General features: G+C 45.0%; 9 protein-coding genes. 4 read left to right on the top strand and 5 right to left on the bottom strand.

Going from position 1 to position 9,520, the window contains the following annotated elements; all coding sequences use genetic code 11:
* The first annotated feature begins 162 nt into the window (after window positions 1–162).
* From fliS (B2739_RS17450) to B2739_RS17435, 4 genes are all read left to right on the top strand, one after another.
* On the top strand, window positions 163–549 hold the full coding sequence (gene fliS, locus B2739_RS17450; protein ID WP_331347108.1) for a flagellar export chaperone FliS: 387 nt from the start codon (window positions 163–165) through the stop codon (window positions 547–549).
* Between the two features lie 13 nt (window positions 550–562).
* Window positions 563–841 (top strand): hypothetical protein, encoded by a 279-nt coding sequence (locus B2739_RS17445; protein ID WP_331347107.1) that lies wholly within the window; start codon window positions 563–565, stop codon window positions 839–841.
* A 169-nt stretch (window positions 842–1,010) separates the two neighbouring features.
* Window positions 1,011–1,403 (top strand): flagellar export chaperone FliS, encoded by a 393-nt coding sequence (fliS, locus tag B2739_RS17440; protein ID WP_331347106.1) that lies wholly within the window; start codon window positions 1,011–1,013, stop codon window positions 1,401–1,403.
* Window positions 1,404–1,698: 295 nt separating this feature from the next.
* On the top strand, window positions 1,699–3,156 hold the full coding sequence (locus tag B2739_RS17435; protein WP_331347105.1) for a sigma-54 dependent transcriptional regulator: 1,458 nt from the start codon (window positions 1,699–1,701) through the stop codon (window positions 3,154–3,156).
* Between the two features lie 65 nt (window positions 3,157–3,221).
* Here B2739_RS17435 and rhlE read toward each other — a convergent pair whose 3' ends face one another.
* The 5 genes from rhlE to B2739_RS17410 form a co-directional block, all read right to left on the bottom strand.
* Window positions 3,222–4,616, bottom strand: a complete 1,395-nt coding sequence (gene rhlE / locus B2739_RS17430) for an ATP-dependent RNA helicase RhlE (protein ID WP_331347104.1) — start codon at window positions 4,614–4,616, stop codon at window positions 3,222–3,224.
* Between the two features lie 190 nt (window positions 4,617–4,806).
* Window positions 4,807–6,069, bottom strand: a complete 1,263-nt coding sequence (locus B2739_RS17425; protein ID WP_331347103.1) for a multidrug effflux MFS transporter — start codon at window positions 6,067–6,069, stop codon at window positions 4,807–4,809.
* A 262-nt stretch (window positions 6,070–6,331) separates the two neighbouring features.
* Complete coding sequence (locus B2739_RS17420; protein ID WP_331347102.1) at window positions 6,332–6,904, bottom strand: DUF3806 domain-containing protein; 573 nt, start codon at window positions 6,902–6,904, stop codon at window positions 6,332–6,334.
* 56 nt (window positions 6,905–6,960) lie between these two features.
* Window positions 6,961–8,502: an FMN-binding glutamate synthase family protein gene (locus B2739_RS17415; protein WP_331347101.1), complete on the bottom strand. Its 1,542-nt coding sequence runs from the start codon at window positions 8,500–8,502 to the stop codon at window positions 6,961–6,963.
* Window positions 8,503–8,508: 6 nt separating this feature from the next.
* The gene (locus B2739_RS17410; RefSeq protein WP_331347100.1) at window positions 8,509–9,162 is read right to left on the bottom strand and encodes an acyltransferase; all 654 of its coding nucleotides are present in this window, start codon (window positions 9,160–9,162) and stop codon (window positions 8,509–8,511) included.
* Between the last annotated feature and the right edge of the window lie 358 nt (window positions 9,163–9,520).

Here is a 9,520-nt window from a genome sequence, read left to right as displayed (position 1 = left end):
CAGTTATTACTTGAATCCGCGTTTTGGTAATAAACAAAATAAATGCGAAATTTACTGTGATTCCTGTTAAAGGTTTTGTCGCTCGAGCCGTTAGCTTATATAGCTGCCCGATGCAGGTTGAAGGGCAAGGTAGTGAGTAAATCCTTACGATATTGGTGAATTATGAATGCTTATTCTGCTGTGCAAAATTATGCAAATGTAAAAGTCCATTCATCTGTAGAAACTGCGTCACCTCATCGATTAATCCAGATGCTATTCGAAGGTGCTTTGGAGCGGATTGCCCAGGCTAAAGGTGCTATGCAGCAAAATCAGATTGCACGTAAAGGTGAATTGATTGGTAAAGCGGTGGCTATCGTTGGTGGCTTGCAAGGTAGCCTTAATGATAAAGAGGGCGGAAGCTTGGCCGCTAACCTTGATGGGTTATATGACTACATTATCCGTAGGTTGAGTCAGGCAAATTACGAAAATAATCCTGATTACCTTGATGAGTGTGGCCGGTTATTGGGTGAAATAAAGTCAGCATGGGATGCTATCGCTAACCAGGTTTAATGAGGGGGATAACATGGCAATCCAGTTGGTAAAATCCCCTGATTACAAGGGAGATGCAGGCGTGGTAGCGATGCGCAATGTACAGTTTGCATTGACTGCTGCATTGGATGCGGAAGATTGGGAGAAAGTGAGACATTTAGACCGTATCTGCATATTGCTCATTGATCGTGTCATTGCGGCCAATCGGGACGATAAAACTGCTGTTATTAATGCCTTGAGCGAACTGAAGGGTGTTTATGCCGGTTTGATTGCCCAGTGCCAACGAGAGGTTACTTTTCTACATGCAACTTGATCTTGGATATCCGCAGTGTGTTAGGCAGTAATGCGCTGCGCCTCTGTTAAAAATTGTTAACTGTGACTAGTTCATAATGTTTTTAAAATAACTCTCTTATAGCAAAACTCGCAAAAATGGGTTCAGCCTGCTAGCCTTAAGTAAATAACTGTCAGCAGGGGATCTGCCCGTGTCTAATTACAATCCACAAGAAGCTCTTAAACAATACCGCCAATTGGGTATTGAGTCAGAAATCAGTAATGCCTCCCCACATCGATTAATCCAGTTGCTCTTTGAAGGTGCCTTGGCTCGCTTGGCTGTTGCGCAAGGTGCGATAGAGCGCGGGGATTTGGCGGTTAAGGGCGAAATGCTGGGCAAGGCAATCAGCATAGTGGGAGGGTTGCGCAGCTCCCTTGATATGGAGGCTGGTGAGATTTCTGAGCGTTTGGATCAATTGTACGAATACATAAACTTAACACTGCTCGAAGCATCTACTCAAAACGATATTGAGAAAGTGAATGAAGTCATCCAGCTGTTAAAAACAGTCAAATCCGGTTGGGACGATATAGCGCCTTCTGCTTGAGGTCGATCTTGGCTGCTCAAAACTCTAGGCTCTAAGAAACTGATCTGTAATTTCAGAATACTTTTTTTATGCTCTATCGCTGTTCTTTGTTGTTAATTTTACTGTGTGCGAAGGCATATTATTGGCGAATAAATGCTCTTAATGAATAAAAAATAATATAACGCCAAAAACTTTTCGCCATAAATTTGACTAAGATCTCTCGCTCGTCTATTACTTACTCCGATAAGTCGTCTCGCCGCCTGTGTTTGCTATTTACTGGCCGGGCATTGGCATAGAATGAAAAAGGTCTTGGGGTATGTGGCGAAATAATAAAGTGCTGGTAATAGACGATAATTCGTCACGCAGGCACGATTTAAAAATCCTGCTCGACTTTCTCAGTGAAACTGCACTTGTTTCAGCAAGCGGATCCTGGCAAGCCGCTGTTGCGGGGGAAAATAACGGCGAAGATTACGTCGCCATATTTATTGGTGATTACAGTGAGAGTAGACAATCCCTTGCGCAGCTTCTGAAAGAACTTCGCAGTTGGAATGACGAGCTAGCGGTTGTGTTAGTTGGCGAGGAAAACCAAAACGCGCTTGATAGTTTGGATGAACTCTATCGTTTTATGGTGATAGCAACACTTGCTATACCACCCACGTACAACAAATTGGTTGATACCCTTCACCGTGCCCAGTTATATCGCGAGGCGCAATCTACCAGTAAACGCCAACCTCTGCGTCGTCCTGTCCATTTATTCCGCAGCTTGGTAGGCACTAGCCGTGAAATCCAGCATGTTCGTGAAATGATGGCGCAAGTAGCCGACAAAGATGTATCGGTATTGATTACGGGCGAATCTGGTACTGGTAAAGAAGTGGTCGCACGTAATTTGCATTACAACTCTCCACGCCGTGATAAACCGTTTGTTCCTGTTAACTGTGGTGCTATACCTGCTGAGTTGTTGGAAAGCGAATTGTTTGGCCATGAGAAAGGAGCATTCACCGGTGCAATTAATTCCCGCGCTGGACGTTTTGAATTGGCGGAAGGCGGTACATTATTTCTTGATGAAATAGGTGATATGCCGCTGAACATGCAAGTTAAAATTTTGCGTGTATTGCAAGAGCGCTGTTTTGAGCGAGTAGGTAGTAATAAAACACAACCCGTTGATGTGCGTATTATTGCGGCAACTCATCGCAATCTTGAGAATATGATTACTGAAAATACATTTCGGGAAGATTTATTTTATCGTTTGAATGTATTTCCCATTGAATTGCCTTCACTCAAAGAGCGTTCTGAAGATATTCCGCTCTTAATCAATGAGTTGGTTTCGCGCATGGAAAGTGAACAGCGCGGCTCGATACGATTTAATTCAGCTGCAATTATGTCGCTGTGCCAGCATGAGTGGAGTGGAAACGTACGCGAGTTGGCAAATTTGGTAGAGCGTATGGCAATTATGCATCCTTTCGGTGTGATAGGAGTGCAGGATTTACCTGCAAAATATCGCCATGTGGATGTGGTTGATGAGGATTTTGTCCATGCATCCGAGAAAAGTAATGGGGCATTAACAGGCGTTGCCGGTTATGTCAGTATGAACGATACTCCGTTATTGCCAGAGCAGGGTATTGATCTGCGTGAATATATTACAAATCTTGAAATGAGTTTAATTCAACAAGCTTTGAATGATTGTGGCGGTGTAGTAGCGCGCGCAGCTGATAAATTATGTGTGCGCCGAACAACATTGGTCGAAAAGATGCGCAAGTATGATATGCAGCGCTGATTATCAGTTGAGCGATAACAACACAAAAAATCCTCGTCATAAAAGATATGACGAGGATTTTTTATTTAGTGTGCTTGCTGTGAGCGGCGTGGTTGGGATTTGTTGCTGGCCGCAGCGCGATTAGCACCACCTTGTGGTTTTGTATTGTGTGATCCACTATTTTTAGTGGGTGCTTGTTTACTTCCATTTTTGGGTTTTTGTCCGAGCGCAGGTTTTTTGTGCGATGACTTTCCATTTCCTGCGGCACCGGATTTTCCTGCTCCAGCCCCTATCGTCATCCGCCGCCCCAGTACAATTGGTTCGGCTTTAGCATTTGGATCTGGTTCAAAGCCGTTGATGATTTCTTTGTCTACATTACACTTGATCAGTTTTTCAATGTCGCGCAAAAATTTATCTTCATCAATACAGACCAGCGATACTGCAATACCTTCTGCATCCGCACGACCGGTGCGCCCTATGCGATGCACATAATCTTCTGGCACATTAGGCAGCTCATAATTAACAACATAAGGTAATTGGTCGATATCAATTCCGCGTGCGGCAATATCAGTGGCGACCAGTGCGCGAATGCTTCCGCGTTTAAAATCATCCAAGGCTTTGGTGCGTGCGCCTTGGCTTTTATTGCCATGGATTGCAGCGGCGCTGATACCGTCATCCAGCAATTGTTCGGTTAATTTATTTGCACCGTGTTTGGTGCGAGTAAAAATCAATACTTGTTGCCAATTACCTTGGTTGATCAAGTGCGATAAAAGCTCGCGTTTGCGATTACGGTCAACTGGATGTACGCGTTGGGTGACTCGTTCTGATGCTGTATTGCGACGAGCCACTTCAATCAATGTCGGTTGATTTAATAACTTATCTGCGAGAGCTTTGATTTCATCGGAAAAGGTTGCGGAAAAAAGCAGGTTCTGGCGCTGCTTGGGTAATAGCGCCAACACTTTTTTAATGTCGTGTATAAAACCCATATCGAGCATGCGGTCGGCTTCATCCAAAACCAATATTTCCACTTGCTTTAAACTGACTGCATTTTGATTGACTAAATCAAGCAAGCGACCAGGCGTCGCAACTAAAATGTCTACACCTCCTCGCAGCTTCATCATTTGCGGATTGATGCTGACGCCACCAAATACAACTGTTGAGCGAAGTGGTAAATATTTTCCGTAATTGCGCACGCTCTCGTAAACCTGCGCAGCGAGCTCGCGCGTAGGTGTCAATATCAGGGCGCGTACAGGTCGGCGTCCATTACTGGTTTTTTCGACGTTAACGTTGCTCAGTTTTTCAAGGAGTGGCAGGGTAAAACCTGCTGTTTTACCTGTGCCAGTTTGGGCGCCTGCCAATATATCGCCACCGTTTAATACGGCCGGAATGGCTTGTAATTGAATAGGAGTGGGCGTGCTGTAGCCTTCATCAGCAATAGCACGCAGTATATCGGCCCGCAGACCGAGATTTTCGAAAGACATAAGAGTTTCCTGTTGCTCGGCCTCCCGCATAGCGGGCAAGGTCTGGCGAGCGGAGATATGGCAAGCATTTGATACTTGCGACAAGAAGAGGGCGGTACTGACCTTAAGGGTACCGCTGCGCATGGTACGCAGTTGCCTGGCAATATGCCAGTTACTTTTTAATCAATTTTTGGTGACGCTTATTACCAATTTACGAGGTTGGTGAATTTACTTCGCCGGTTTTCGCAATCAAGGCCTGCTCTTCTGCTTTACGGATGCGAGCTAAATGCAATATCAATAAAGCAGCTAACCCCAGCATTAAAAAGCCGCTGGTAACCGGGATCAGAGTGTTGTTGTACATCTGTCCTATTGTTGTACCAATAATCATCGATAAAATTGATGAGCTTGCGCCAATGATAGCCGATGCGATTCCTGCAACATGTCCCATAGGCTCCATTGCCATCGCGTTGACATTGCCAAAAACCAAACCAAAACAAAAAAATAACACAGCGGCATAGGCCAGAAAAATCCAAAGGTTTACCGGAGCTAGCACAATAATAATCAGAAAGATTCCTGAGCTGACAATAATTCCCAATACGGCACGATTGCACAAAAAATCCATTCCCCATTTTTGTACGAGGCGCGCATTAACTAATGAGGCAACACCAAACACTAATGCCAATAAACCAAAATACACAGTAAATAATTTTCCAGTATTAAACAGTTCCTGAAAAATTTGTTGAGATGAATTGAGGTAGCCTAAAAAGCTTCCAAAAAATAACCCCATGCAGAGGGTGTAGCACATAGTCGTGTAATTACTGATGACTTCTTTAAAGCCATCGATAAAACCACGCGTTGTGAAGGGGATGCGATATTCTTTAGGCAGCGTTTCTTCCAGCCGGATAAAAATCCAGATACCAATGATAAGTGCATAAATGATGTAAAGAACAAAAATATAACGCCAGGAACTGACAAGTAAAACTGCTTGACCAATGCTGGGCGCGAGTGCAGGTACCATAATAAAAATCATCATCACCAGCGACATGATCCGCGCCATCTCATTGCCGGTATATTTATCGCGCACGATAGAAATAGCAGATACATAAGGGCCTGCAACTCCCAGACCTTGAATAAAACGCCCGAGTAATAATGTATTAATGTCTTGTGCAAAAAAACAAATCACACTGCCCACTAAAAATAAGCTGATGCCCGCATAGAGTATTTTTTTGCGCCCTGTAGCATCAGATAAAGGGCCACATATCAATTGGCCTAATGCCATCCCTAGAAATAGAACGCTGATAATGTATTGCGCTTCGTTTGCGTGACTTAAAGCGATTTCCTTGCTGATAAATCCAAGTGCAGGCAGAAGTGCATCAATTGACATCGCAACAACAGACATCAATAGCGCTATTAAAAGTGTAAATTCGCCTGCAGAAATCCGCGATATGGTTGGGTGAGTAGAATAATCAGACATACAGTGTTCCATCTAGATAGAGTGAATTACATGGATGGTGGGCATTGGGCATTTGGTGTAGGGCGTAGGGGGCATCATAGTATGGGTGTTGCCCCAGCTGTCAGTAGGCTGACCAGTCCATCAGGTTTCAGATCAACTTGCTCAATGATCAGTCAATAGTCGAGTGAGTCAGCAGGAAATCGACAATTCGAGAATAATAAGCGTGAAACAGAGGCGAGGCCTGTAATAATTTGTTTTGTATCACAGGCCCTGAGGATTGTAGTTAGTGACGTGGGAGTTTATACATAATGCCGCCGTCATAAGGCAATTTGGGCAAGTGTTTTTCCATCAACATAATGGCATCGTTGTATATTTTTTTTACGTCTGGCTTCACGCCAACTTCCATGCGCCGTGACAGCATAGTGACAGGGAACAAACAGTCGCTGGTTTTTTTAACGCAGAGTGCGCGGCTGCGCCCGATTTCATCCTCGTATGTTTTCCACTCAAAAGTATTTGGAAAATCTGCCAGCATGACATTGCCCAGTACTACGCCCATGGCTTGTTGGGTTTCATAATCATCAGCGGCGACAAGGCTGTCATTGACCAGGCGCTGTAATGTGTCGAGATCGCTCAGGTCGCGTCTGATTTTGTTGCCAGTTTTTGTCAGTGCTAATTCATTGACACTATTGATTTCTTTTTCCATCCGACTTTGATCCATCCAGCTAAGCTCGGTGATTACCGGTTCTTTTTGGGATGAGGCTTGCAGGGTCGAATTACCCACTACATTCATTGGTGATTGTGCAAACAGTGTTGGCGATAAGAGTGCCAATGCAATAAAGGAATAAATCAGTTTCATTGTGTCCTCTCGGCTTTATTGAAGATCATTCAGGATTGGAGATCATTCAGGTGTATTTAGTGTTTAGTCACTGTTTCAGTGGTGTCAGCGCGCGCGCCTGTATTGTTAAAAATCAGTGGCTGCGGATTGACATCACTCAGCGGAACCGAAAATCCATTCGCATTAACGATATGAATATGTTCGCTTTTCAATTGTCGTGGTTCTGCAAGGCCACATGAGTGCGCGATCATGCAAACACTCTTGGTCATATTGCTTTGGTAGGCGGCAACACGCTCTGTTTTATCGGCGGGGTTGAGCCCTTTTTGTAATTGTTCATTGTGAGTTGTGATACCGGTAGGGCAGGTGTTTTTGTGGCATTGCAATGCCTGGATACAACCAAGTGCGAACATAAATCCGCGGGCACTATTAACAAAATCTGCACCACTGGCGAGTGCCCAGGCAACCATATGCGGGGTGACTAATTTACCCGCTACGATCAATTTTATGCGGTCTTTTAAGCCTGCCTCTGCAAGCAGCGCGCTGACCCATGGCAAGCTTTCTTTGATAGGGAGGCCGACATGATCCATTAATGGTTGTGGTGCCGCACCGCTGCCTCCATCAGCGCTGTCGAGCGTAATAAAATCAGGCGCTGCTTCAATGCCTTGTACCCGGATTTCGTTGATCAAATCAATTAACCAGTTTTTTTCTCCCAGCACTGCTTTGAAACCAACGGGTTTTCCTGTCACATGGCGGATGTGGTTAATCATCTTCAGTAAATCAACAACAGAGCGGATATCGGTGTGGCCGTTGGGGCTAATGGAGGCCTGGCCTTCTGGAATACCGCGAATGGCCGCCACTTCAGCGGAGACTTTTTCGGCAGGCAATATGCCGCCTTTGCCGGGTTTTGCGCCCTGGCTTAATTTGATTTCAAACATTTTGATTTGCGCAAGCGCTGCGAGTTCCAGCAAGCGCGCATCACTTAAATTACCGTTCAGATCGCGCACCCCGTATTTTGCAGTACCTATCTGGAATACCAAATCGCAGCCGCCTTCCAAATGATACGGTGACAAACCTCCTTCGCCAGTATTCAACCAACAACCGGCTTTTGCTGCACCGCGTGAGAGTGCAACGATGGCTGGGCGTGAAATTGCACCATAACTCATGCCGGAAATATTAAAAATCGAATGGGTCGTATAGGGATTTTTGCAAAATGGACCCACGGTGACAGGTGCGGGAATCAACGCATCACTTTCCATAATGGGGAATGCAGAGTTTAAGAAAAGCAGTGTGCCGGGTTTGCTTAAATCCAGTGTTGAGCCAAAACCAATATTGCTATCAACATTTTTGGCTGCGCGATAAACCCACGAGCGATCAGCGCGATTGAATGGCATCTCCTCACGGTCATGTGCAAAAAAATATTGACGAAAAAATTCGCCCAAGTGTTCAAAAAAATAACGGAATCGTCCGATAACAGGGTAGTTCTTACGTATAGCATGCGTGCTTTGGCTGATATCGACGATATACATCACGATTACGGCTAATAAAATAATGCCAATTGCGGCAATAAAAATAACTTCAAGCCAAGTAAGGACGGTAAGCGCCCAATGTGAATTCATCATCTGCAGTTATTCCAAGTCATGAATTGGGGATAAATGATTTTGTACCGAGGTTCGGCTACCAATAATACGGGCAGGGTTGCCGGCGACTTTGCTAAAGTGCGCCACTGATTTGGTAACCAGACTTCCCATACCGACGACGGCATGGTCGCCAATTTCCACACCGTCCACAATACCGGTATTGGCACCAATCCATACATCGCAACCGATACGTATACCTTTTGAGCTGACCGGTTGGTCTTTGATTAGTTGCGTCATCTCTATGCCATGATTAAATGCGTAGGCATAACTGTAAGCGGCGATGCGGGTGTTATCGCCAATAACAATGCCCTTGCGGCCTCCATCCAGGCTAACGTGATGATTAATAGATACCCCATTGCCCATGGTTATTGGACCATGAAGTACGGTATCCGCGGCAATATACGAGTCATCCCCAATCACTATCGCACGCCCCGGTTCAGCAAACAGGCGGGCTTCCGGAGCGATGAAACAGTTTTTACCGATCGAGATGGTTTCCATTGCCATCAAATACGCCTGCCACTCCTCCTGCCAGGCTTGCGCCCAGAGCCTCTGGGCAGGTTTTAGCCGTGCATAAAGCCAAGGCATATAGCTGAGCCGCAGCTTATGCTGTTGTCGATATTTGTCGGTATCTGGGTCGCTCATAGGAAAAACGGAGGGCTAGAGTGCTCAAAAGTGAATGATTATAGGCGGAAATAGAATGGACGTTAGTAACATAAGGGTTAAATAAGCACTCTGGAAATTGCAAATGAATGCAATTTCCAGTTCGGGAAACATGAAATAGAAATTAACGATTTCCTGACAGATGTCAGTATTCAAGGGTTAAATGAAAAAAGTTAATTAAGGTGTCCGTTGGTTGCAGGTGATTGGTTTGTTTACTTGGCCTCTGGCGCTTCAGCAGTTACGTTGAAAGCTGGGCACAACATAAAACATGGAGCACTGACATAAGCGCTCTTAGGGAAAACCCGTCATAACGACAACCAAAACGGACACCTAAACTAAT

This window comes from Cellvibrio sp. UBA7661 (assembly GCA_002483365.1).
Classification (GTDB): Bacteria; Pseudomonadota; Gammaproteobacteria; order Pseudomonadales; family Cellvibrionaceae; genus Cellvibrio.
The sequence above is the reverse complement of the archived record's forward strand: the minus strand, read 5'-3'. Positions and strand labels throughout refer to the sequence as shown.

Bases quoted from the DNA above. Each gene is read 5' to 3' on its own strand.
- fliS (WP_331347108.1), top strand. From the start codon at position 163: ATGAATGCTTATTCTGCTGTGCAAAATTATGCAAATGTAAAAGTCCAT.
- B2739_RS17445 (WP_331347107.1), top strand. From the start codon at position 563: ATGGCAATCCAGTTGGTAAAATCCCCTGATTACAAGGGAGATGCAGGC.
- B2739_RS17435 (WP_331347105.1), top strand. From the start codon at position 1,699: ATGTGGCGAAATAATAAAGTGCTGGTAATAGACGATAATTCGTCACGC.
- rhlE (WP_331347104.1), bottom strand. From the start codon at position 4,616: ATGTCTTTCGAAAATCTCGGTCTGCGGGCCGATATACTGCGTGCTATT.
- B2739_RS17425 (WP_331347103.1), bottom strand. From the start codon at position 6,069: ATGTCTGATTATTCTACTCACCCAACCATATCGCGGATTTCTGCAGGC.
- B2739_RS17420 (WP_331347102.1), bottom strand. From the start codon at position 6,904: ATGAAACTGATTTATTCCTTTATTGCATTGGCACTCTTATCGCCAACA.
- B2739_RS17415 (WP_331347101.1), bottom strand. From the start codon at position 8,502: ATGATGAATTCACATTGGGCGCTTACCGTCCTTACTTGGCTTGAAGTT.
- B2739_RS17410 (WP_331347100.1), bottom strand. From the start codon at position 9,162: ATGAGCGACCCAGATACCGACAAATATCGACAACAGCATAAGCTGCGG.